Below are 23444 nucleotides of genomic sequence, written 5' to 3'. Positions count from 1 at the left end.
AGGCGTAGTGGCAACACTACGTCTATAGTTTGAGGGTGCCCTCCACACGTGATCGCTCGCTCTCCGCCGCCCTCCAGCTGCTCGCTTCAGGCGGCATACGCGCGCTCACGCACGCTCGCGTCGACGCTGAGGCTGGGCTGCCGCGCGGGTCGACCTCGAACCACTTCAGAACGCGGCAGGCGCTCATCGAGGGGGTCATCGAGCGCCTGGTGAGGAGCGACTACGCGGAGTGGCTCCTCACGTACGAGTGGGGGGAGCCGAGCGTCGAGCGCTTCTGCGCCGCCATCGAAGCGGCAGTCGATTCCATGACCGGCACCGGGCGCGAGCAGACGCTCGCCCGCTACGCGCTGGTCCTTGAGGGCACCCACAATCCGTCAGTGGCCGCGGCCATCCAGGAGGGGCGCGATCGGTTGCGCAGCTGGGCCGTCAGTGCGGTCGCCGGTCTCGGTGTGAGCGGCCCTGAGGCGCGTGCCTTCGCCCTCTTCGCGTTCATCGACGGGGTTGTCCTGCAGCGGCTCTCCGCGCCTTCGGAGGGGCAGTCGACCGAGGGGCCGTCGAACGAGGGTGAGCCGGGCGAGGGCCGGGTGGGTGATGCTGTCGACGTGGGTCTCACGGTGCGACGGATGCTCGCCGAGGGGTAGGTGTCCCCGTCTGCTGCGCGCGGGTGGACATCACCGGGCTGGTACCGTCAACCGGCTGGCTGCAGCTCTGCCGCCCAGGCTGATGTTGCGACGGCGATCTGCTCGCGCCCCTCCTCGTCAGGGATGGTCGCCGTACCGTCGCCGGACTGCGGGCCGTAGTTGCCGAACATGGCGTGGTTTGCGCCGTCGACTTCAAGGGTCTCGGCGTCCGCGGGGAGCAGGCCGCGTGCATCGGCTGCCTTCTGCGGGGTGGTGAGTCCGTCGGCGCTTCCCGTGATGCTGAGGACGTCGAGCGAGGTGTCGGCCGTGAGGTCGTTGGCACAGTAGCTGCCGAAGAGGAGGAGGCCGGCCACGTCGGGTGAATCGGCGAGCTGGCAGGCGCGGACGCCGCCGAGGGAGTGCCCGCCGACGGCCCACGTCGTGACCCCTGGCGCCGCGGTCGAGTAGTCGTCGATGGTGCGGGTGTCGAAGAAGGCGAGGTTGAGGAGGGGCTGCGGGATGACGACGGTCATCTGCTCGTCGGTGACGAGGCTGGAGAGCTTGGCGGCGTAGGCCGCTGGCTCGACCTTCGCTCCGGGGATGAAGACGAGCCCGGTTGTGCTCGCGGTTTCGGTCGGGCTGAGCACCAGCGACCCGTCGACGTCCGCGACGGTGATCGCCGGGTCGTCGGTGACGGACGCGAGCGGTTCGGGCTCGGCGGCCATGACGCCGACGTTCGCCCAGACGAGGAACGCGGCGATTGCGGCGACGAAGACGCCGGCGATGATGGAGAAGCTCCAGATGAGCGTGCGCCGAAGCCGGCTCCGTTTGGGTCGACGCGGCTGCTGGTTCGGGGGAGTTGCTGGCACCTTGCGAGGGTACTCCTCAGGCGCTGGCGCGGGCGTTTCAGGCGTTAGCGGGGCGTTCCTGGGGGTGCTGGTGACGGGCTTCTCGAACGCGAAGACGGGCAGGTCGAATTCGGGGATGCGCCGCTCGCCGCCTTGGAAGCCGGAGGCGCGGTAGAGGGCGACCGCCTCGGGCTGCCGTGACCCGGTGGTGAGGAAGATGCGCGTGTAGCCGAGCTCGGCTGCGGCGCTGTCGAGTTCGCCGAGCACCTGCTGGGCGAGCCCGCGGCGGCGGTGCGAGTCTCGCGTCCACATGCGCTTCACCTCGGCAGTGGTGGCGTCGTAGCGGCGGATCGCGCCGGCGGCGACGAGGAGGTCGCCGTCGAGGATGCCGATGAATGCCCCGTCCGGGGCGAGGAAGTCGCTGACTGGGTAGGCGCCGATGTCGTCGTTGTAGAACTCGCGGTACCTGGTGCGGTACTCCTCGTCGAGGGCATCGAGCACCTCGACGACCTCGGTGGAGGCGATGTCGAGGCGGCGTGCGGTGAGCGCGGATGTCATGCGCACATGGTGCGCCGCATCCCGGCTTCTGGGCTCGCGACTGGCTGTCCGGTGACGCCGTGTTTCGCCCGGCGAAGCACGGTGTCGTCTCGTGTACCCGTCTTGCGGCGCCTGCTTCCGGCCTGGTTCCTGCGTTCCTACGCTGACGCAAGAGGTTTCGTCATGGCGACGAAGGACCGCGACGAACGAGAGGGCAGCACATGAGCATTTCCGTCCGCACCGATGGCGGTCCCTCGATGGCCATGCGCCTGCAGAGGCTGTTCTCGCAGCTCTTCGTGTCAGAGCGCTCGGGTGTGGGCGAGCAGAGGCTCCTCCTGCGCGGCGTCGGCATCGAAGAGGTGTAGACGAGATCGGTATGTGCATCGGCCCGCGTCAGAATGGCGGCGGATCGTTGCTCGGGTCTCGTTCCATCTGAGGTCCGGATGGCCCCCCGGATGTGGTCGCGGTCGAGGGGTCGGCCGTGGATGGGGCTTCGTTCTGCGCGTTGATTTCGGCTGTCGGCACGAACCGAACGCCCTGCCGCTCGGGCTTGTCGGCCAGCTCTGTTCCTCCTGGCGTCTTCCACTCGAGGACTCCGCCTTCAAGCTGGTCGACTGACCACGGTGTGGCGTGGCGCATGACGTGGTGGAAGACGCAGAGGTGTTCTAGGTTCCCGAGGCAGGTCTTCCCACCGTGCTGCCATTCCTGAGTGTGGTCGATCTGGCAGGCGCGGGCTGGGAGGCGGCAGCCCGGGAAACGGCAGTGGACGTCGCGGGCTGCCAGGAATCTCCGCATGGCCGCGGTCGGCGTGTACGTGTCGACGGCCAGTACGGTCCCGGTTATGGGGTGTGTCAGAATCCTCGTGAACATCGGTGCCAGTGCGGCCAAGCGCTTGGCTTCGTCGATCGGCACGGGTGAGAGGCCGTCGAGGAGCGCCGGGGGACGGCCGGGTTCGCGTTGGTCGGCGAGCAGGGTTGTTGCTGGGATGACCAGGTTCACCGTCGCCTGGACGCCATTGGCTGCGGTTGTCGAGGTGGGGTCGCTCGTGAGGAGCTGGTCGCAGACAAGGTCGGCGCTGACTTCTCCAAGTGTTCGCTCGTCGGGTTCTGACTCTGGAAGTCCGCCGGCGGCAGCGGCGGCCTTCTCGGCCTTGGTGCGTGCCCGCAGGACACGCGTCGCCTGCTTGCGGACTCTCTCGCGAACGGCGGTGAGCAGGAGGAGCGACCCTCCGACGTGCAGCACTCCGTGACCATCGCCCGCGTCGGTCACAGAGACGAAGCCCTTCATGCGCGTTTTCCGGCGCCGCTCCGCGAGTGGGATCTGCGTGAGTTCCTCCGCGATGCGAGCGGTGATGCGCCTGAGTGCCGCCTCCGTGAGGATCTGTCCGCTCACCTGGTCGAGAGCGATCTCGACGTAGCGGGCGCGGAGCGAAGCCTGTTCGGATTCCACTTCGTGGGAGATGAGAAGCCCTGACGAGACGATGGCGTCGAGATGGTGGCCGGAGATGCGTCCGTCTGCCACTGCATCCACTGCGGCGGGGAACTCCCGGACGGCGTTCCACGACCCGGCGAGCTGCCGGATCACGAGACTGTGCTTCGCCTGCAGTTCGAACGAGATCTCCGCCGAGATCGATCGGACGTGCATGCCCATCTCGGGGTGGCCGTCGGCAATGTCGAGGAGGTAGCCGAAATTGTACGCGCGAGCCTGGAGCAGGATCGCCTCAGCGTCGATAGCGCGCCTGGCTGACTCGATGCGGGCGGTCTCGGACAGGATCGCAGCACGTTCGGCGGCGACGGAAGCTGGGTCGTTGACGTCGAAACGCCAACGCTCCTCGAAGCTCGCTGCCGGCTGGTACATGGGTCAACCCTAGCACGACTAGAATCTAGTTACTAGGAATTACCAGTAACTTTACGGCTCCAGGTTTCAAGGTCTGCACCGCTCCGACGACAGATCGAGGGGGACTCGCGCCCGTTAGGGGAGCTGGCGCGCCACGAACCCGAGCGCGGCCGCCGTGTCGACGATCTCGGGCACGGATTCGCGCGGCACGACGACCAGCGGGTAGGCGTCGCTGTCCTCCTCGAGGAACACGAGCGCGAGACCGGCGGGCGCAAGCAGCGTGTCCGCAGCTGCGGATGCGGTTGGCACATCCCCGTCCACGTCTCCGATCTCATCGGTGTCGAGCCCGATGCGGACGACTCGAGGCACGCCGGCGAGGGCATCCGCGAGTTCCATTGCGGTGTCGTCGGCGTGGAGATACGCGAGGGCGCCACAGTCATCGAGCGCGTCGATGAGGGCGCCCCAGGCCTCGTCGGCGCCGTCGTCCTCCTCGACGCCGCTCTCGTCGGTGTCTGCCTGGTGATCGTGATCACCGTGACCCTTTTCGTGGTCATCGTCGGCACCGCCGTGCAGCGCCTCCTGGACGCTCGGCCAGATCTCCGGGTCGTCATCGATCAGCGTGCAGAGGCGTTCCCAGGCGGTGTAGTCAGTCACGGCCCCGAGGCTACCCGCCCGTCGCCTCGTTCTACGCGCCCGCGACGGCCGCGATGAGTCCATCCACGTCGCCGTCGGTGGTGTCCCAGGAACAGAGGAAGCGCACGAGGCCAGTGGAGGCGTCCCAGGTGTGGAACGCGTAGCGCTCGCTGACGCGCTCGGCGACCTCACCCGGCAGGATGGCGAAGACGCCGTTTGCCTGGCGGGGGAGGGGCACCGAGCAGCCGTCGATAGCGGCGATGCCGGCGGCGAGGCGAGCGGCCATGGCGTTCGCGTGCTCGGCGTTCTCGCGCCACAGCTCGCCGCCGAACAGCGCGAGCAGCTGCGCTGAGACGAAGCGCATCTTCGAGGACAGCTGCAGGTCGATCTTCCGCGCTTCTTCGACGCCGTACACGGCCTCTGGGTTGACGACGACCACGGCCTCGGCGGCAAGCGCCCCGTTCTTGGTCCCGCCAAGGCTGATGACGTCGGCCCCCGCGGTGCTCGAGACCTCGGCGAGCGTGCAGCCGAAGTGTGCGGCGGCGTTCGAGAGGCGTGCGCCGTCCACGTGCAGCCACATGCCGTTCGCGTGGGCGGCATCGGCCACGGCGCGGACCTCGTCCGGGGAGTATGCGGTGCCGACCTCGGTCGCCTGGCTTATGCTCACGGCGAGCGGGGTCGCGCGGTGCACGTCGCGCCGAACCGCCGCAGCGCGCTCGACGTCGGCGGGGGTGAGCTTCCCGTCCGGGGTCTCGACGCTCAGCAGCTTGACCCCGCCGACCCGCTCTGGTGCCGCGTTCTCATCGGTGTTGATGTGCGCGGATGCTGGGCACACGACTCCGCCCCAGCGTGGGACCATCGACTGCAGCGCGACGACGTTGGCGCCCGAGCCGTTGAAGACCGGCAGGCCGATGGCTGCCTCACCGAAGAGCTCGCGACACAGGTTCTGGAACGCCGTCGAGTACGGGTCGGCCCCGTACGCGCCGACGTGCCCGCCGTTCGCGGTGACCAGCGCATCCAGCACCTGCGGGTGGGCGCCCGCGGCGTTGTCGCTCGTGAACGTGCGGATGCTGGGGTCGTGCAGCTGCGAAATCACCGATCCATTCTCGCGCACGCCACGGGTCGATGAAAACTCATGTGTTCGCGTCTACCCTCGGTATATGAGCAACGCCGAGGCGAACCCCATCGAGGCGCGGCTGCAGGACGCCTACGAGACCGGCCAGGTCATCGCGGGCATCGAGCTGCTGCTGCCCCGCGAGGTGCCGCTCGGCGGACCCCGCTCGCTGCCCGTCCTGCGCTCGGTCCCCAACAAGTACCGCCACTTCATCGGGGCGTGGTGCTTCATCGACCACTACGGCCCGGTCGACCTGCCGTCGGATGGCGGGATGGACGTCGCCCCGCACCCGCACACGGGCCTGCAGACGGTGAGCTGGCTGTTCTCCGGCGAGGTGCTGCACCGCGACTCGATCGGCAGCGTCCACGAGGTCGCGCCCGGTGGCGTCAACGTGATGACGGCGGGCCAGGGGATCGCGCACTCCGAGGTCTCGCCGACACGTTCGACCCGTGCGCCGGTGCTCCACGGGGTGCAGCTCTGGGTCGCGCTGCCCGCCGAGCGTCGCGGCATGGCGCCCGCCTTCGCGGGTCTGGACCGGTGTCCGTCGACGCAGCTCGAGGCGTCGACGGGAGTGGACGGGCGCGTCGAGGCGACCGTCTTCATGGGGGAGTACGCCGGTCTGCGCTCCGACGCCCCGAGCTTCTCGCCGCTCGTGGGAGTCGAGCTCGCGTTCCCGGGCTGCTCGGAAGCGGAACTCGCACTGGATCCGGCCTTCGAGCACGGTGTGCTGGCATGCTCGCCTGGCATCACGGTCGACGACGTGGAACTTCCCGTGGGCGCCGTCGGCTATCTGCCCGCCGGGACGGGACGTAGCGTCGTGGGTGCGGCGGAGGGCGGACGCGCGCTGCTGCTCGGAGGCGTGCCTTTCGAGGAAGAGATCGTCATGTTCTGGAACTTCGTCGGCTCCTCGCACGAGGACGTCGCGGCGGCGCGAACAGAGTGGGAAGCGACCAGGGGGTCGCTGTCAGCGGATGCGCGCTTCGGCGCCGTCGACAGCCACGACGGGAGGACACTCGCGGCCCCGGCCCTCCCGACCGTGCGCCTCAAGCCCCGCGGTCGAACCCGCAACGCCTGACGCGCACGGCCCGAGACCTCGGCCTCAGCCCGCCCCGGCCCCCGCCCCAGCCCCGGCCCGGCAAGGCCTCAACGGTCGCGATCCTCCGCGTCGACGACGGGAATCGCATTCGTGAACACCGATGCCCGCTCCTGGGCCTCGACGCTTCCCGTGAAGAGCCCAGAACCTCCCGCACTCGTGTCATCGCTGCGGGTGTCTTCGTCCTGAGACGCACGTGATGCAGCGTCATCTGGAACCGCGGGCTCGGTGATGAGCACCCGCTGCACGGGCAGTGCCGACGGCATGGTGCGCTGCAGCCAGGTGACCATGGCCTCGCGCACGAAGCACCGGAGGTCGAACAGGGTCGGCGCATCCACCGCCGTCACGAGGATGCGGATGCGGACGAGCCCACCCGTGGCCTCGGTCACCTGGAGCACCTGGGCGCGGCCATCCCAGAGGTCGGTCTGCGTGAGCACCTCCGCGAGGCGCTCGCGCATGAGGGCTGGAGAGACCCGCCAGTCGACGTCGAGCTCGACCGAGCCGAGCAGCTCACTGCCCTGCCTCGTCCAGTTCTGGAACGGCTGCGTCGTGAAGTAGGTGCACGGCAGCACGAGACGCCGGTCGTCCCAGAGGTCCACAACCACGTAGCTCAGCGTGATCTCGCCGATCCGGCCCCACTCGTCCTCGACCACCACGACGTCGTCGACCCGCAGGGCCTCGCTGAACACGAGCTGCAGGCCGGCGAAGATGTTCGCGAGCACCGACTGCGCGGCGAGTCCCGCGACGACCGACGCGATGCCGGCCGAGGCGAGGAGGCTGGCGCCGACGGTGCGCACTGCGGGGAACGTCAGGAGGATCGCCCCCAACGCGATGATCACGATGACGGCGACCGCCAGGCGTCGCAGGATCAGGGTCTGGGTGCGGATGCGACGAGCGACCCGGTTGTTCGCCACGTCGATGCGGTTGCGGCCGAGCGTGATGTCGGTCGAGAAGGCGACGAGGCCGGCCATGAGCCAGGCGCCAGCGGCAATGACGCAGATCGTCAGCGCGTGGTAGATCACCTCGCGCCAGGAGCCCTCGCCGGAGGCGGGGAACGCCACTGCGACGGCGATCCACAGCGCGATGATGAGCACGACGACGCGGAAGGGGCGCCGCGTGTGCCGCACAAGCGGTTCGGGCCAGCGCATTCGCTTCGCGACCAGGCGGATGATGAGGGCGACGGCAGCGGTCAGGGCGACCGCGGCCGCGACGGCGACAGCGAGTGAGATGGCAAAAGCGAGCCAGGGATCGAGCACGTTCCTCCTTGGGGAGTGGAGGTCCCTCTTCGGGCCCGCGGAAGCAGGAGGCGCGGAGGGCTGGAGCAACCCACGCTAGTGATCGAGTCTCCGTGCTCCCTGGCTTGCGACCAGAAAGGGAGGCGCCAGCGCGTCAGCCTCGCCGCTCTGCGTCCGAGCGCTCCCGCCACTGGATGAGGAACCTCCGGTCGAAGGAGGGCGCGCAGCGCAGGCAAGACACGAGTCTGCCGTTGGTCGGGCGACGGAACCTCAGCACTTCGTGCCCGTTCGGACAGGTGCCGACCCACTTGGCGAACTCGGACGCAACTTCACCGTCGTGCGTGCGCCCGCCGACGTAGCCGAGCTCATCCGCGATGCGCTTCCATTCCGGCCCGTGCCCCGCCTTGTGACCGGCGACCGCGTGGGCGACCTCGTGCAGGAGCGTCTGGTGCACGGTGTCGTCGTCGTACCTCGCCGACAGGTACCGCGAGACCGTGATGCGCTTGTCTCGAAAGTTGCAGGCGCCCGCGCGCTTCTTCGCGTGGTCGAAGCCGAAGCTCCAGCTGTCGTCGAGGTGCATGCGGATGAGGGCTTCCGCCCACACCTGCACCTTGGCCAGGTCGGCCACCGCGCCGCTTAGGAGTCGATCGAGGTGATCGGTTCGCTCAGTTCCGAGGAGGGCTCCTCGTCGCCCTCGAGGATCGCCCGGGTCACGCGGATCGCGAACTTCGACGACTGCAGCTGGTCGGCAGCCACGCCGCGTGCGAGGCGCAGCTCGTGGGCCCGCTCGAAGTCGACGAGCGCCTCCGTGTACTCGCGCTGCTCGAAGCGCACCTTGCCGCGGTGCTGCAGCGCGAACGCGGCCAGTTCGTCCCACTCATGGGTGAGCGCCTCGTCGACGCAGCCGGTCAGGTCCTGGAGTGCGACGTCGTGCTTGCCCTGGAACTGCTGCACCTGCGCCTTGCGGACACGTGCCGCGAGGGCGTCCTCGCGGGCGCCGGTGAAGCGCGACTGGCGGTACGCGGTCTGCGCCGTGTCGAACGCCTCGTCGAGGCGGCCGAGCATGCGAAGCAGCGCGACCTTCTCGTTCAGCGCGGTGAGGGATCGCAGCACGGCGATCTCCGCGAGGCGAGCCTCCGCGGCGTCGACGTCGATGCGCTCGCGGAGGGTCTCCGGGTCGTAGCCGAGGATGATGGGAGCGTCTGACACCCCAGCAGGTTAGTCGCAGCGGCGGCGGTTTGGGTGCATCCCTCGCCGGGTTGTGGACAGCGGATCCGATCAGGCGCCCGTGGGGTTCACCAGCCGCCCTGTCTGCGCTCGCGGAAGAGGCTCTTCCCTGGCAGCGGCGACGCTGTCGCCGATGCGTCCCTGGCCGGCTCGGCGCCGCGGATGAACTCGCGCACGGCCTTGCCGCGAACGACGACGGCTGGCGGGAAGCCCGACGCGACGCGTCGCTCGAGTCCGGGCAGCGCGAGTGCATCGGCGGAGCGCGAGGCGACGGCAGCGATGTTGCCGAAACGCCGGCCCTTCAGCATGGCGGGGTCGCCGACGAGCGCGACCTCGCCGAACACCTCGAGCAGCGTCGCGACCTCCGCTCGGGCGAACGCGAGGTCGTGGCCGTCGGCGATGTTCACGAGCACGACTCCCTCGGACTTCAAGAACGGTTCGAGCTCGGCGAAGAACTCCACGCTCGTCACGTGAGCCGGGGTCTGCGCGCCGGAGAAGATGTCGACGACGATCGCGTCGACGGAGCCGAGCAGGCCGCGGGGGAGTCTGCCGAGCTGCTCACGCGCATCCCCGTAGCGGACCCGGATGCTCGCCCCGGCCGGAAGCGGCACGACCTCGCGCACGAAGTCGACGAGCGAGCGCTCGAGCTCGACGACCTGCTGTCGTGAGCGGGGCCGGGTGGCGTCGACGTAGCGGGGGATGGTGAGGGCCCCGGCTCCGAGGTGCAGGGCCGTGATGGCCGCCGATTCGGGGAAGGCGAGGTCGAGGACGTAGCCCATGTGGCGGATGTACCCGAACGAGAGCTCTCTCGGGTCGAGCGGGTTGACGGCCGATTGCGGGGTGCCGTCGACGATCAGGGTCCACTCTTCTCCGTCGCGCGAGAAGCGGGCTTGGGCTCCTGAGGCGAGCTTGACGCTCTGCGGGCTGGAGCTGTTGGGGGTCTTCTCGCTGGCTGACGGCACCTGGCAAGTCAAGCAGAGACACGCTGGGTTCGAGCAAGGGTGGCCTTGTTTGGAATCGTTCAAAACAACTGCCAGCATGGAGGCATGGCAACGACAACCGAGCTCGAGGTGGGCGAGCGACACGACGCCGCCTTCTGGCGCTCGGCGCTGCGCGACGCTGGGCTCCGAGTGACGCGCCAGCGCGTGACGGTGCTCGAGCTGCTCGACGCCGACCCGCACGCGTCGGCCGAGCGGATCTTCGCAGCGGCGACCTCGCTTCGCGCTGAGCTCGGCTCGCTCACTCTGCAGGCGGTCTACGGCATCCTCGACGACCTCGGTCGCGCTGGCCTCGTGCGTCGGTTCGACGCGCCCCGCACCGCGGCCCGCTTCGAGACCCGCATCGGCGACAACCACCACCACGCGGTCTGCGACGAGTGCGGGCGCATCGAGGACATCGACTGCTCGGTCGGCGAGGCACCCTGCCTCGTCCCGGACGCGCCGAACGGGTTCGCCGTGCACACGGCAGAAGTCGTCTACCGCGGCGTCTGCGCCGATTGCGCGCCACGCTGACCCAAGTCGGCACACCCAGACTCATCCCCAGTTCACAGCCCAGCTGAATCCGAAGAGGAGCGTTATGACTGACTACATCGACCCGACAGTCCCATCCACCGAGACCAACGGCCGTCCCACGGAAAGCGACCGGAACTCCCTGAGCGCAGGCGCAGACGGCCCGCTCATGCTGCACGACGTGCGCCTCGTCGAGACGCTCGCGAGCTTCAACCGCGAGCGTGTGCCGGAGCGCAACCCGCACGCGAAGGGTGCAGGCGCCTTCGGTACCTTCACGGCTACGCACGACGTCTCGCAGTACACGCGCGCCGCCGTCTTCCAGCAGGGCGCCGAGAGCGAGACGCTGCTGCGCTTCTCGACCGTCGCGGGCGAGCAGGGCTCGCCCGACACCTGGCGCGACGTGCGCGGCTTCTCGCTGCGCTTCTACACGAGCGAGGGAAACCTCGACATCGTCGGCAACAACACGCCCGTCTTCTTCCTGCGCGACCCCATGAAGTTCCCCCACTTCATCCGCTCGCAGAAGCGCCTCCCCGACTCGGGCCTGCGCGACAACACCATGCAGTGGGACTTCTGGACCCTCAACCCCGAGACCGCGCACCAGGTCACGTACCTGCTCGGCGACCGTGGCCTGCCGCAGTCGTGGCGCCACATGAACGGATACGGTTCGCACACGTACGCGTGGATCAACGCGGCGGGCGAGCGCTTCTGGGTGAAGTACCACTTCATCTCCGAGCAGGGCGTCGAGGTGCTGTCGAACGACGAGGCAGAGAAGCTCGCGGGCTCCGACGCCGAGTACCACCGCCGCGACCTCTTCGAGGCCATCGGACGGGGCGACTTCCCGCGCTGGAAGCTCAACGTGCAGGTCATGCCGTTCGAGGACGCGAAGACCTACCGCATCAACCCGTTCGACCTCACGAAGGTGTGGCCGCACGCCGACTACCCGCTCATCCCGGTCGGCGACCTCGAACTCAACCGCAACCCGGAGAACTTCTTCGCGCAGATCGAGCAGGCAGCGTTCTCGCCCTCGAACCAGGTGCCGGGCACCGGAATCTCGCCGGACAAGATGCTGCTCGGCCGCGTCTTCGCGTACCCGGACGCCCAGCGCGCCCGCGTCGGCACGAACTACCAGCAGCTCGAGGTGAACCGGCCGAAGAACGCGACCAACTCGTACACGTTCGACGGCAACATGACCGTGTCGCACTCCGGTGCCGCGCCCGTCTACGCGCCGAACTCGTTCGGTCGCCCGTACGCCGACCAGACCGGACCGGTCGAGAACTCGTGGGAGACCGACGGGGACCTGGTGCGCAGCGCGTACACGCTCCGCGCCGACGACGACGACTTCTCGCAGGCGGGCACACTCGTCCGCGAGGTCTTCACGCAGGAGCAGCGCGACCGTCTCGTAGAGACCGTCGCTGGTGCCCTCGAGACCGTCATCGAGCCCGTCCGCTCGAACGCGTTCCAGTACTGGGTGAACATCGACCCGGAGACCGGTGCTCGCATCCGTGCCGCAGTCGAGGCCAACGCCGTCGACAGCGACCCCGCGCCAGTGGGCGTCGGCCACTAGCCGGAACGGCGCGGGCCGCGGCCCCGCAGACGAGCGTGCCCACTCGAGTGCTTCACTCGAGTGGGCACGCTCATCTGCGTTCGCGAGGGCGACAGGTGGTCAGGAGGCGCGCCAGTACCCGCAGTTGCGCGACTCGAACGTGCTGTCCTTGGCGTCGATCGTGACGACGATCTCGGCCTGGGTCTTGTCGTACGACGTCTCGATCCACTCGCCCTTGTCGTCGTAGCGGAACCAGCGGCAGTTGTCGCTCGGCGTCTCGGGCTTGTAGGTGCCCGGCTTGATCTCCTCGCCGACCTTCCAGACGCCGTCGTTGAAGCGCGTGCCGTCGTTGCCGGCGGTGACGTTGGCCTCGTAGGTGTTCAGCGAGGTCCTGGCGGAATCCGCGTCCGGGTGCTCAGGGCAGAGGATGAGGGCGGCTTCGAGCTGCGACGACTGCTCGTCCGTCGAGATGCCAGGGGAGATCGCGAAGTAGAACCCCGGGGTAGCGCAGAGCGCGTAGACATCGGCGAGGCGCACGTCGTCGGGTGCCACGTCCTTGTCGTCGTCCGTGGCCGCCTGTCCGAGGGCGTCGAGTGCCTTCTGCTCGGTCTCCGAGAACGTGGTCCCGCCGTTCGACTTGCCCGTGCAGCGGGTGACGTCGTCGCCGAGCGCCCAGATCTCGGCAAGGTCGGATGGGGCCTCCGCGAACGTGCGAGTGTCGGTCATCCGGCAGGCGTAGCTGACGGAGAACGCGCCGGGGTCGGACGACTCCGAGGGGGTCGTCTCGCCGGGCGCACCTGGAGTGCTCTCCGAGGTCGAGGTCGTCTCGACCTCTGGCGTCTCGCCGCCGGACATCTGCCCGACGAGCGCGCATCCCGACAGCAGGAACAGGGCGGTCAGCGCGACCGCTGACGTGCGCACGAGCTTCTTCACGAGGTCTCCTTCATGGCGAGGGCATGACACGGCCGAGGGTGGGGCGGGGCGCTTCCTCGCGATCCGACGAAGCCGACCGTGCTGGAAGACACGCTAACGGAACTGGGTGGCTGGGGGTGGATGCGGGGGAGGACTCCCCGCAGGAAGCCGGGCAGCCGACGCCCCGTGGGTCGTCCGGGAGACGGCTGAGGGCAGGGGCGCGAATCGCCCTGCCCTCAGCTGATACGTCTCGGTTGGCTTACGCGTCGCGGCGGCGCGTGAGCGCGAAGCCGCCGAGTGTGAGCGCGGTGAGCCCGGCGAGCGTGACGAGGACGAGGTGCTCGGCACCGGTCGTCGCGAGGGCACCTCCGTCCGTGCCGCCGGCCGCGGATTCAGGCCCGTTTCCGTGCGCTGACCCGTCTCCCGGTGCCGTGCTCGCCCCCGGCGTCGTCGTCCCGCCCGGAGCGACGGTCGCGCCGGGGGTCTCCGTTGGCGCGGGTGTCTCGTCCGGGGCGCACGCGATGGAGCCCTGCTTGAGTGCGTCGGCCTTCACGCCGTCTTCGAGCCAGTAGGCGGCGCGTGTGCCGTCGACGCAGGTCTCGTTGGCGGCGATCGCGAAGCCCTCGTTGTTCGTGTCGGGGAGTCCGGCGGGGCGGGTGACGTGCGTCACCGTGTACCCGGCGGAGCCGTCTTCCGTGCCGAACTGGAACAGTGCGCTCGTGCCGCCGCATCCGTTGTCGCACATTCCCCAGAGCGTCTGCGTGGACTCGTCGTAGTCGAGGGCCATGACGCCGCCGAGGCCGGACTCGAGGGTCGCGACGCGACCGGCGCTGCCGTCGTCGAAGAGCGCGTAGGCGTAGACGCCTGCGGTCTCCTCGACGGCGACGAAGAACAGGCCGTCGGCGCCCGGGTAGTTCGCCGAGTCGTACGGGGCGCCCGTGTTCTCGTCGAGCAGCTTGCCCTCGAGCTCGCTGTCCGCGACCCACTCGATCGCCTCGATGCCCGTGTTGGCGCCGACCTGCGGCAGGCTCGCCGTGAGATCCCACTCGGTTGTCGCCACGATCTCGGCGCCCGTCGCGGCTCGGACGTTCACCTCGAGGATCGTGTTCCGGTTCGTCGACTTGACGGAGTTGTCGCGCTCCGCGCCCACGAAGACCGAGTCTGGCCGCTCCGGCGAGAACGTGACGCCCTCGGTGTCCGGGCCCGCCGCATCCGGCTTGCCCGAGTCAGCTTGGAATCGCACCCGCTTGGGCTCCTCCCAGCCCTGCGCGGGGGTGACGCCCCCGTCAGCCGTCACCTCGAAGCGGTAGAGCCCGCCCGTGCCGTTCTCGACGGCCCAGAGCGTGCTGCCGTCCGGCGAGTACTGGTAGTCGAGGCCCGACATGTCCTCGCCGAGCGTGATGCCACCGGCGATCGGAGCGACGTCGGCATCACCCGGCCAGGGCTCGCTGTCGGGAGTCGTGGGACCTGGTGCCTCGGTCGGGGCGTCGGCGCAGGCGTTCGCGCTCCCCTTGGTGGCCACCGCGGTCTGGGCGAACTCCCCGGCACCGTCGGGGCAGCGCCCGTACGTGGTCGCCGCATGTTGGGTCCACGAGTACTGATCGACGACGGTCGTCCCGTCCGTCCCGAACAGGCGCACGCTGTCAGCGCCACCCAGCCCGAGACCGCTCTCGCCGTCCTCGATCACGAGGTGCGCTCCCGCCGCGACGACCGTGCCGGCCGGGATCGTGAAGCGGTGCGTCGGGTCTTCCGGCGAGTTGTCGGTGAGGACGTAGCCTTCGAGGTCGATCGCCGCCGCTCCCGGGTTCGCGAGCTCGATCCAATCACCCGGCTCGCCACCGGACGACTCGATCTCATTGATGACGACGCTGCCAGCGCCGGAGACGGGCACCTCAGTCGCGTTCGCGGATGCGGGCGCGGCCAGCACCGCACCTCCACCGATCATGAGGGCGACAGCCGCCGCCAGGTTCATTCGTTGTGCTTGCACGCACGCTCCTCTGTTGGTGAATGGCGACCTGGGGGAGCTCAGGCGGGCGTCGCCGCGGGCAAGTCTAGACACCGCGCGGGGAGCCGCACCCGTGCCGGTCGCCGACTGTGAGAGGAATCGCGGATCCTCGTCCTGGTCGACGGGAAAAAAGAAGCGCCGACCCCCGTCGGGGGTCGGCGCTTCGCAGAAGAGCTGCTGCGGCGGTCAGGCTGCCTCATAGGTGAGGCAGTCCGCGGCATCGTTGCCCTGGGCTCCGACGCGGATGGCAGGGGCGCTGCAGGTCAGGTCCTTGTTGAAGCGGCAGTCTGCGGCCTGGCAGGCACCCACTCCTGCGATGACCTTGTCGAGGCCACCCTTGCGGTCGAGGGGGATGAACGTGGCGCAGCCCTCGTCGCCGTCGATCGTCACAGCGGGCGCGTGGCAGCCGTCGTGGTTGAACGAGCATCCGGCGACAGAACAGGTGCTGACGTTGGGGAGATCGAGCAGTGTCATGATGTGCCTCCGTTGTTGGGTTGCCTCAACGGTAGGAGCCCGCGGGCCCCGTATTCAAGCCGACACTGGACTCGATCGTGTCTTTCCGATAAGGGGAGGTTCGCCTTGCTGAGCGGAGCCTTGCCTGCCTCCACGCGCACCCGGCGAGGTCCGGACGAGGCGCGTTATACCTGAGATTTCAGATTGAGGCAAGGTCGGGGTAGACATACCACCAATCGGCGCATACACTCGATGTTTGCGCTTCGTCTCACCATGCCTTCATATTGCGGTCGGCCTGGCAGTGCTTCTCTCACCAACATCTTCGCGGGTCGTAATCGACCGCGTCCGTTGATGATGGGCATGCCTTGTACATCGTGAAACGTGGCGGAACCTCACCGACGACACTACTGGCATCTCGCGGAATCCGCGGGATCGTGGAGGGAACTTCCTTGGCTGCTGCGCGCAACGCATCTCCGACGCCTACGACCGGTCGGAATGCACGCCGACTCTCATTCGCGAAGATCAGCGACACACTCGATGTGCCAGATCTCCTCGCTCTGCAAACCGAATCCTTCGACTGGCTCGTCGGCAACGACGCCTGGAAGCAGCGCCTCGCTCAGGCGCAGGCTGAAGGCCGCACCGACGTCGCTCTCCGCTCCGGCCTCGACGAGATCTTCGAGGAGATCTCTCCGATCGAGGACCTCGGCGAGACGATGCAGCTGAGCTTCACCAACCCGTACCTCGAGCCCGAGAAGTACTCCCTCGAGGAGTGCAAGGAGCGCGGCAAGACGTACTCCGCGCCTCTCTACGTCGAGGCCGAGTTCATGAACCACCAGACGCTCGAGATCAAGACGCAGACCGTCTTCATGGGCGACTTCCCGCTCATGACGAGCAAGGGCACGTTCATCATCAACGGCACCGAGCGTGTCGTCGTCTCGCAGCTCGTCCGCAGCCCGGGCGTCTACTTCGAGCGCACCCCCGAGAAGACCAGCGACAAGGACGTCTTCTCGGCGCGCATCATCCCGAGCCGTGGCGCATGGCTCGAGTTCGAGATCGACAAGCGCGACCAGGTCGCCGTTCGCATCGACCGCAAGCGCAAGCAGTCCGTCACGGTCTTCATGAAGGCCCTCGGCCTGACGACCGAAGAGATCCGCGAGCAGTTCGCCGGGTACGAGTCCATCGAGCTCACGCTCGAGAAGGACGACATCCGCACGAAGGAAGATGCCCTCAAGGACATCTACCGCAAGCTCCGTCCGGGCGAGCAGGTCGCCACGGAGGCAGCGCGCGCTCTCCTCGACAACTTCTACTTCAACTCGAAGCGCTACGACCTCGCCAAGGTGGGTCGCTACAAGATCAACCGCAAGCTCGGCATCGAGTCCGCGATCAGCGAGTCGGTTCTGACCGTCGAGGACATCGTCTCGACGATCAAGTACCTCGTCGCGCTGCACGCCGGCGACGAGAAGTTCGACGGCAAGCGCAACGGCGAGCCCGCCGACATCCGCCTCGACGTCGACGACATCGACCACTTCGGCAACCGTCGCATCCGTGCTGTCGGCGAGCTCATCCAGTCGCAGGTCCGCACCGGACTCAGCCGTATGGAGCGTGTCGTGCGCGAGCGCATGACGACGCAGGAGATCGAGGCGATCACCCCGCAGACCCTGATCAACGTGCGACCAGTCGTCGCCGCGATCAAGGAGTTCTTCGGAACGTCGCAGCTCTCGCAGTTCATGGACCAGAACAACCCGCTCGCGGGTCTCACGCACAAGCGTCGCCTCTCGGCCCTCGGGCCCGGCGGTCTCTCGCGTGAGCGCGCAGGCGTCGAGGTCCGTGACGTCCACCCGTCGCACTACGGCCGCATGTGCCCGATCGAGACGCCTGAAGGCCCGAACATCGGTCTGATCGGCTCGCTCGCGACGTTCGCCCGCATCAACGCCTTCGGATTCATCGAGACGCCGTACCGCCGCGTCGTCGACACCAAGGTCACGGAGCAGGTCGACTACCTGACCGCGTCCGAGGAAGACGAGTTCGTCGTCGCACAGGCCAACGCGCCTATCGGCGCCGACGGCCACTTCGTCGAGGACGAGGTCCTGGTCCGCCGTAAGGGCGGCGAGGTCGAGCTCGTCCCAGCCGGCGAGGTCAACTACATGGACGTCTCCCCGCGCCAGATGGTGTCGGTCGCGACGAGCCTCATCCCGTTCCTCGAGCACGACGATGCAAACCGCGCGCTCATGGGCGCCAACATGCAGCGTCAGGCCGTGCCGCTCGTCCGCAGCGAGAGCCCAGTCGTCGGAACCGGTATGGAGGGCTTCGCAGCCATCGACGCCGGTGACGTCATCACGGCGAACCGCGCGGGCGTCGTGCAGTCGGTCTCGGCCGACCACGTCGTCCTGCAGCTCGACGAGGGTGGCACCGAGTCCTACTTCCTCCGCAAGTTCGACCGCTCGAACCACGGCACGTGCTACAACCACCGCGTTGTCGTCTCGGCCGGCGAGCGCGTCGAAGAGGGAATGGTCATCGCGGATGGTCCTGCGACGGAGAACGGCGAGCTCGCGCTCGGCAAGAACCTCCTCGTCGGCTTCATGCCGTGGGAAGGCCACAACTTCGAGGACGCCATGATCCTCAGCCAGAACCTGGTGAAGAACGACACCCTCTCCTCGATCCACATCGAGGAGTACGAGGTCGACGCTCGCGACACCAAGCTCGGCAAGGAAGAGATCACCCGCGACCTGCCCAACGTCTCGCCCGAGCTCCTCAAGGACCTCGACGAGCGCGGCATCATCCGCATCGGTGCAGAGGTCCAGCCGGGCGACATCCTCGTCGGCAAGGTCACGCCGAAGGGCGAGACCGAGCTCAGCGCGGAAGAGCGCCTGCTGCGTGCCATCTTCAACGAGAAGAGCCGCGAGGTGCGCGACACCTCGCTCAAGGTCCCTCACGGTGAAGCCGGCACGATCATCCAGGTGAAGGTCTTCGACTCCGAAGAGGGCGACGACGAGCTCGGCTCCGGCGTCAACCAGCGCGTTGTCGTGTATATCGCGCAGGAGCGCAAGATCACCGAGGGTGACAAGCTCGCCGGCCGTCACGGCAACAAGGGCGTCATCGCGAAGATCCTGCCGGAAGAGGACATGCCGTTCCTCGCCGACGGAACGCCGCTCGACATCGTGCTCAACCCGCTGGGCATCCCGAAGCGCATGAACTTCGGCCAGGTGCTCGAGACGCACCTCGGCTGGGTCGCGAAGACCGGCTGGAAGATCGAGGGCGAGCCCGAGTGGGCGAAGAACCTCGTCCCCGAGGCCTACGAGGGAACCCCGGGCGTCAAGCTCGCGACCCCCGTCTTCGACGGCGCGACCGAGGAAGAGCTCACGGGCCTCCTCGACTCGACGCTCAAGACGCGCGACGGCGACCGCCTCATCAACTCGACCGGAAAGACCGTCCTGTTCGACGGCCGCTCCGGCGAGCCGTTCCCGGACCCGATCTCCGTCGGCTACATGTACATCCTGAAGCTGCACCACCTCGTGGACGACAAGATTCACGCGCGTTCGACGGGTCCGTACTCGATGATCACGCAGCAGCCACTCGGTGGTAAGGCGCAGTTCGGTGGACAGCGCTTCGGTGAGATGGAGGTGTGGGCGCTCTACGCGTACGGCGCCGCATACACGCTCCAGGAGCTCCTCACCATCAAGTCCGACGACATCGTCGGACGCGTCAAGGCCTACGAGGCCATCGTCAAGGGCGAGAACATCCAGGAGCCGGGTATCCCCGAGTCCTTCAAGGTTCTCCTCAAGGAGATGCAGTCGCTCTGCCTGAACGTCGAGGTCCTCTCGGCTGACGGCACCGCGCTGAGCCTCCGCGATAACGACGACGAGGCCTACCGGGCCGCCGAAGAACTCGGCATCAACATCTCCAGCCGCTTCGAGTCCTCGTCCGTCGACGAGATCTAAGCCTCCCCGACACGACGAAGACTCATTCTTCACAAGGAGACAACAGCATTGTTGGATGCAACCAAGTTTGATGAACTGCGCATCGGCCTAGCCACGGCAGATGACATTCGCAAGTGGTCGTACGGCGAGGTCAAGAAGCCCGAGACCATCAACTACCGCACGCTCAAGCCCGAGAAGGACGGTCTGTTCGGCGAACAGATCTTCGGCCCTTCCCGAGACTGGGAGTGCGCCTGCGGCAAGTACAAGCGCGTCCGCTTCAAGGGCATCGTGTGCGAGCGATGCGGCGTCGAGGTCACGAAGTCGGCAGTGCGCCGTGAGCGCATGGGCCACATCGAGCTCGCGGCTCCCGTCACGCACATCTGGTACTTCAAGGGCGTTCCGAGCCGTCTCGGCTACCTCCTCGACATGGCGCCGAAGGACCTCGAGAAGGTCATCTACTTCGCCGCGTACATGGTCATCTCGGTGGACGAGGAGGGTCGTCGCGACGACCTCAGCGGCCTCGAGAGCGAGATGCGTCTCGAGCTCAAGAGCCTGAACGACCAGAAGGATGCGGCCATCGCGGCTCGCATGCTCCGCCTCGAAGAGGAGCTCGGTGCTCTCGAGACCGAGGGCGCCAAGGCAGACCAGCTCCGCAAGACGAAGGACGCCGGCGAGAAGGAGATGGGTCAGCTCCGCAAGGGGTTCGACGAGGACATCACCCGCGTCGAGCGCGTCTTCGAGTCGTTCAAGAACCTGAAGGTCGGTGAGCTCAAGCCGGAGGACACCGACTTCCACGAGCTCGTCGACCGCTACGGCGACTACTTCGAAGCCCACATGGGTGCCGAGTCGATCCAGAAGCGCCTGCAGAACTTCGACCTCAAGGCCGAAGGCGAGCTGCTGCGCACCCAGATCGCGGAGGGCAAGGGTCAGAAGAAGATCCGCGCCATCAAGCGCCTCAAGGTCGTCTCGTCGTTCCTCGCAACGGGCAACAGCCCCGCCGCGATGGTCCTCGATGTCGTCCCGGTCATCCCGCCGGAGCTCCGCCCGATGGTGCAGCTCGACGGTGGCCGCTTCGCGACCAGCGACCTCAACGACCTCTACCGTCGTGTGATCAACCGCAACAACCGCCTCCGTCGCCTGCTCGATCTCGGTGCTCCCGAGATCATCGTGAACAACGAGAAGCGCATGCTCCAGGAGTCGGTCGACGCGCTGTTCGACAACGGTCGCCGCGGCCGCCCGGTCACGGGTACCGGCAACCGCGCTCTCAAGTCCCTCAGCGACATGCTGAAGGGCAAGCAGGGCCGCTTCCGTCAGAACCTCCTCGGAAAGCGCGTCGACTACTCGGGCCGTTCCGTCATCATCGTGGGACCGCAGCTGCGCATGCACCAGTGCGGCCTCCCGAAGCAGATGGCGCTCGAGCTGTTCAAGCCATACGTCATCAAGCGACTGATCGACCTGCAGCACGCGTCGAACATCAAGGCAGCCAAGCGTGCCGTCGAGCGCGCGAAGCCCGAGGTGTGGGACGTGCTCGAAGAGGTCATCCGCGAGCGTCCGGTGCTGCTCAACCGTGCACCCACGCTGCACCGTCTGGGCATCCAGGCGTTCGAGCCGCTCCTCGTCGAGGGCAAGGCGATCCAGCTGCACCCGCTCGTCTGCGCGGCGTTCAACGCCGACTTCGACGGCGACCAGATGGCCGTCCACCTGCCGCTCTCGGTCGAGGCCCAGGCCGAGGCTCGCGTGCTCATGCTTGCGTCGAACAACATCCTCAAGCCGTCGGATGGACGCCCCGTGACCCTGCCTTCGCAGGACATGGTCGCGGGTCTGTACCACCTGACGACGCTGCAGGACGACGTCGAGGGCGCCGGACGAGTCTTCTCGTCCACGGCCGAGGCGATCATGGCGTTCGACCAGGGCTCGCTCGACCTCAACGCTCCGATCAGGCTGCGCCTCACGGGCATCACGTTCGAAGAGGGCAAGGCTCCTGAGGGCTACGTCCAGGGAGAGACCGTGCTCGTCGAGACGACGCTCGGCCGCGCTCGCTTCAACGAGCTGCTCCCGTCCGACTACCCCTACGTCGAGGACACGATGACCAAGGGACGTCTGTCCGGTGTCGTCAACTACCTCGCGGAGCGGTACTCGAAGGACGAGGTCGCCGAGACGCTCGACCGCATCAAGGACTCCGGCTTCTACTGGGCTACCCGCTCGGGCATCTCGATCGCGCTCAGCGACCTCGTGACGCCCGACTCGAAGCGCGAGATCGTCGAGCGCACCGAGGCCGAAGTGGCCGAGCTGCGCAACGAGTGGCAGGTCATGGGCGCGATCTCCGAGCAGGAGTACCGCGAAGAGGTCATCAAGAAGTGGGAAGCTGCAACCGCACTCGTCGCCGACGAGATGCAGTCGGCCTTCCCGTCGACCAACTCCATCCACCGCATGGTCACGGCAGGCGCAAACGGCAACTGGCTGCAGGTTCGCCAGATCGCCGGTATGCGCGGCCTGGTCGCCAACCCGAAGGGTGAGACCATTCCTCGCCCGATCGTGCACTCGTACCGCGAGGGCCTGACGGTTGCCGAGTACTTCATCTCGACCCACGGTGCCCGCAAGGGTCTGGCCGACACGGCTCTCCGTACGGCCGACTCCGGCTACCTGACGCGTCGACTCGTCGACGTCTCGCAGGACGTCATCATCCGTGAGGACGACTGCGGCACCGCTCGTGGCCTCGACATCCAGATCGCCCACATCACGGACGGCGGCGAGATCGTCGTCGACGACAACGTGGAGAACGCGGTCTACGCCCGCAGCATCTCGGTCGACGCAGTGGACGCCGACGGCAACGTCGTCGCCGCTGCCGGCACCGACATGGGCGACGTCGTCATCGACCAGCTCATGGACGCAGGCATCACCGAGGTCAAGATCCGTTCTGTCCTCACGTGCGAGTCCAGCGTCGGCGTCTGCGCAGCGTGCTACGGCCGCTCGCTTGCCACCGGCAACCTCGTCGACATCGGTGAGGCCGTCGGCATCATCGCGGCACAGTCCATCGGCGAGCCTGGTACCCAGCTCACGATGCGTACGTTCCACTCCGGTGGTGTGTCGAGCGCTGGTGACATCACGCAGGGTCTGCCGCGTGTCCAGGAGCTCTTCGAAGCCCGCACCCCGAAGGGCGCATCGCCGCTCGCCGAGGCCGCTGGTCGCATCGAGATCCAGGACACCGACAAGTCGCGCAAGATCGTCCTCATCCCGGACAACGGCGACGAGCCGCACATCTACCCGGTGCTGAAGCGCGCTGAGCTCCTCGTCGAGGACGGCCAGCACGTCGAGCACGGCCAGCAGCTGCACGAGGGTCCCATCGACCCGAAGGACGTGCTGCGGGTCAAGGGTGCTCGCGAGGTGCAGAAGTACCTCGTCAGCGGTGTGCAGGGCGTCTACCGTTCGCAGGGTGTGCCGATTCACGACAAGCACATCGAGGTCATCGTCCGCCAGATGCTCCGCAAGATCACGGTCATCGACCACGGCGAGACCGACATGCTGCCGGGTGAGCTGGCTGATGGACAGCGCTTCGCGTCCATCAACCGCGCAGCCGTCATGTCGGGCCGCAAGCCCGCGACCGGCCGTCAGGAAGTCATGGGAATCACGAAGGCGTCGCTTGCGACCGAATCGTGGCTCTCGGCCGCTTCGTTCCAGGAGACGACCCGCGTGCTCACGCAGGCCGCCATGGAAGCGACGACCGACCCGCTGGTCGGCCTCAAGGAGAACGTCATCATCGGTCGCCTCATCCCGGCTGGTACTGGTCTCACCAAGTACCGCGAGATGTCGGTCGAGCCGACCGACGAGGCTCGCGCCGAGCGCTACCCGTTCGGCGCAGACGAGGGCAGCTTCGACGAGAACGACCTCACGTTCGTCGACTTCGAGGCCTTCTCGAGCGATGACTTCGGCGGTTCCAACTTCAGCTAGCCCTGAAGTCGCGTC

The 23444-nt window shown here is 67.7% G+C and carries 18 protein-coding genes; 7 read left to right on the top strand and 11 right to left on the bottom strand.

Annotated elements, in window-relative coordinates; translation table 11 throughout:
• Positions 1–35 precede the first annotated feature (35 nt).
• Positions 36–641, top strand: coding sequence for a TetR/AcrR family transcriptional regulator (locus tag ABVF28_RS08845; RefSeq protein ID WP_371030217.1), 606 nt, complete (start codon positions 36–38; stop codon positions 639–641).
• Between the two features lie 47 nt (positions 642–688).
• Here the strand turns inward: ABVF28_RS08845 and ABVF28_RS08840 are convergent, their stop codons facing one another.
• Positions 689–2026 carry a GNAT family N-acetyltransferase gene (locus ABVF28_RS08840; RefSeq protein ID WP_371030216.1) on the bottom strand — a complete coding sequence of 446 codons (1338 nt, stop codon included), beginning with the start codon at positions 2024–2026 and terminating at the stop codon, positions 689–691.
• A gap of 200 nt (positions 2027–2226) precedes the next feature.
• Here ABVF28_RS08840 and ABVF28_RS08835 point away from each other — a divergent pair, with 200 nt between their 5' ends.
• Entirely contained in the window at positions 2227–2370 is a 144-nt protein-coding gene (locus ABVF28_RS08835) for a hypothetical protein (protein WP_249312607.1), read from the top strand.
• A 28-nt stretch (positions 2371–2398) separates the two neighbouring features.
• Here ABVF28_RS08835 and ABVF28_RS08830 read toward each other — a convergent pair whose 3' ends face one another.
• The 3 genes from ABVF28_RS08830 to ABVF28_RS08820 form a co-directional block, all read right to left on the bottom strand.
• Positions 2399–3862, bottom strand: coding sequence for a hypothetical protein (locus ABVF28_RS08830; protein WP_371030215.1), 1464 nt, complete (start codon positions 3860–3862; stop codon positions 2399–2401).
• A gap of 114 nt (positions 3863–3976) precedes the next feature.
• Positions 3977–4495 (bottom strand): hypothetical protein, encoded by a 519-nt coding sequence (locus tag ABVF28_RS08825; RefSeq protein ID WP_371030214.1) that lies wholly within the window; start codon positions 4493–4495, stop codon positions 3977–3979.
• A 31-nt stretch (positions 4496–4526) separates the two neighbouring features.
• Positions 4527–5567: a low specificity L-threonine aldolase gene (locus ABVF28_RS08820; protein WP_371030247.1), complete on the bottom strand. Its 1041-nt coding sequence runs from the start codon at positions 5565–5567 to the stop codon at positions 4527–4529.
• A 67-nt stretch (positions 5568–5634) separates the two neighbouring features.
• On the opposite strand from ABVF28_RS08820, the gene ABVF28_RS08815 reads away from it, so the two are divergent.
• Complete coding sequence (locus ABVF28_RS08815; RefSeq protein WP_371030213.1) at positions 5635–6663, top strand: pirin family protein; 1029 nt, start codon at positions 5635–5637, stop codon at positions 6661–6663.
• A 68-nt stretch (positions 6664–6731) separates the two neighbouring features.
• Here the strand turns inward: ABVF28_RS08815 and ABVF28_RS08810 are convergent, their stop codons facing one another.
• From ABVF28_RS08810 to ABVF28_RS08795, 4 genes are all read right to left on the bottom strand, one after another.
• Positions 6732–7937 (bottom strand): mechanosensitive ion channel family protein, encoded by a 1206-nt coding sequence (locus tag ABVF28_RS08810; RefSeq protein WP_179556234.1) that lies wholly within the window; start codon positions 7935–7937, stop codon positions 6732–6734.
• A gap of 133 nt (positions 7938–8070) precedes the next feature.
• Entirely contained in the window at positions 8071–8544 is a 474-nt protein-coding gene (locus ABVF28_RS08805) for a SprT-like domain-containing protein (RefSeq protein ID WP_104312728.1), read from the bottom strand.
• Positions 8545–8552: 8 nt separating this feature from the next.
• Positions 8553–9125 (bottom strand): hypothetical protein, encoded by a 573-nt coding sequence (locus ABVF28_RS08800; protein WP_104254052.1) that lies wholly within the window; start codon positions 9123–9125, stop codon positions 8553–8555.
• Between the two features lie 86 nt (positions 9126–9211).
• Positions 9212–10105: a spermidine synthase gene (locus ABVF28_RS08795; RefSeq protein ID WP_371030212.1), complete on the bottom strand. Its 894-nt coding sequence runs from the start codon at positions 10103–10105 to the stop codon at positions 9212–9214.
• Positions 10106–10189: 84 nt separating this feature from the next.
• Here ABVF28_RS08795 and ABVF28_RS08790 point away from each other — a divergent pair, with 84 nt between their 5' ends.
• Together ABVF28_RS08790 and ABVF28_RS08785 are read left to right on the top strand one after the other, a co-directional pair.
• Positions 10190–10654, top strand: coding sequence for a Fur family transcriptional regulator (locus ABVF28_RS08790; protein WP_371030211.1), 465 nt, complete (start codon positions 10190–10192; stop codon positions 10652–10654).
• A gap of 64 nt (positions 10655–10718) precedes the next feature.
• Positions 10719–12215 (top strand): catalase, encoded by a 1497-nt coding sequence (locus ABVF28_RS08785; protein WP_104312725.1) that lies wholly within the window; start codon positions 10719–10721, stop codon positions 12213–12215.
• Positions 12216–12314: 99 nt separating this feature from the next.
• Here the strand turns inward: ABVF28_RS08785 and ABVF28_RS08780 are convergent, their stop codons facing one another.
• The 3 genes from ABVF28_RS08780 to ABVF28_RS08770 form a co-directional block, all read right to left on the bottom strand.
• On the bottom strand, positions 12315–13127 hold the full coding sequence (locus ABVF28_RS08780) for a hypothetical protein (RefSeq protein ID WP_371030210.1): 813 nt from the start codon (positions 13125–13127) through the stop codon (positions 12315–12317).
• Between the two features lie 238 nt (positions 13128–13365).
• Positions 13366–15093 (bottom strand): lamin tail domain-containing protein, encoded by a 1728-nt coding sequence (locus ABVF28_RS08775; RefSeq protein WP_371030209.1) that lies wholly within the window; start codon positions 15091–15093, stop codon positions 13366–13368.
• A gap of 204 nt (positions 15094–15297) precedes the next feature.
• Positions 15298–15585, bottom strand: a complete 288-nt coding sequence (locus tag ABVF28_RS08770) for a DUF1540 domain-containing protein (RefSeq protein ID WP_104254046.1) — start codon at positions 15583–15585, stop codon at positions 15298–15300.
• 428 nt (positions 15586–16013) lie between these two features.
• Here ABVF28_RS08770 and ABVF28_RS08765 point away from each other — a divergent pair, with 428 nt between their 5' ends.
• Both ABVF28_RS08765 and ABVF28_RS08760 read left to right on the top strand, forming a co-directional pair.
• The gene (locus ABVF28_RS08765) at positions 16014–19502 is read left to right on the top strand and encodes a DNA-directed RNA polymerase subunit beta (RefSeq protein ID WP_104254045.1); all 3489 of its coding nucleotides are present in this window, start codon (positions 16014–16016) and stop codon (positions 19500–19502) included.
• 48 nt (positions 19503–19550) lie between these two features.
• On the top strand, positions 19551–23429 hold the full coding sequence (locus tag ABVF28_RS08760; RefSeq protein WP_371030208.1) for a DNA-directed RNA polymerase subunit beta': 3879 nt from the start codon (positions 19551–19553) through the stop codon (positions 23427–23429).
• Positions 23430–23444: the final 15 nt, after the last annotated feature.

The organism is Pseudoclavibacter sp. JSM 162008 (assembly GCF_041366455.1).
Lineage (GTDB): Bacteria > Actinomycetota > Actinomycetes > Actinomycetales > Microbacteriaceae > Pseudoclavibacter.
This window is presented reverse-complemented; position numbering and strand designations above follow the sequence as displayed.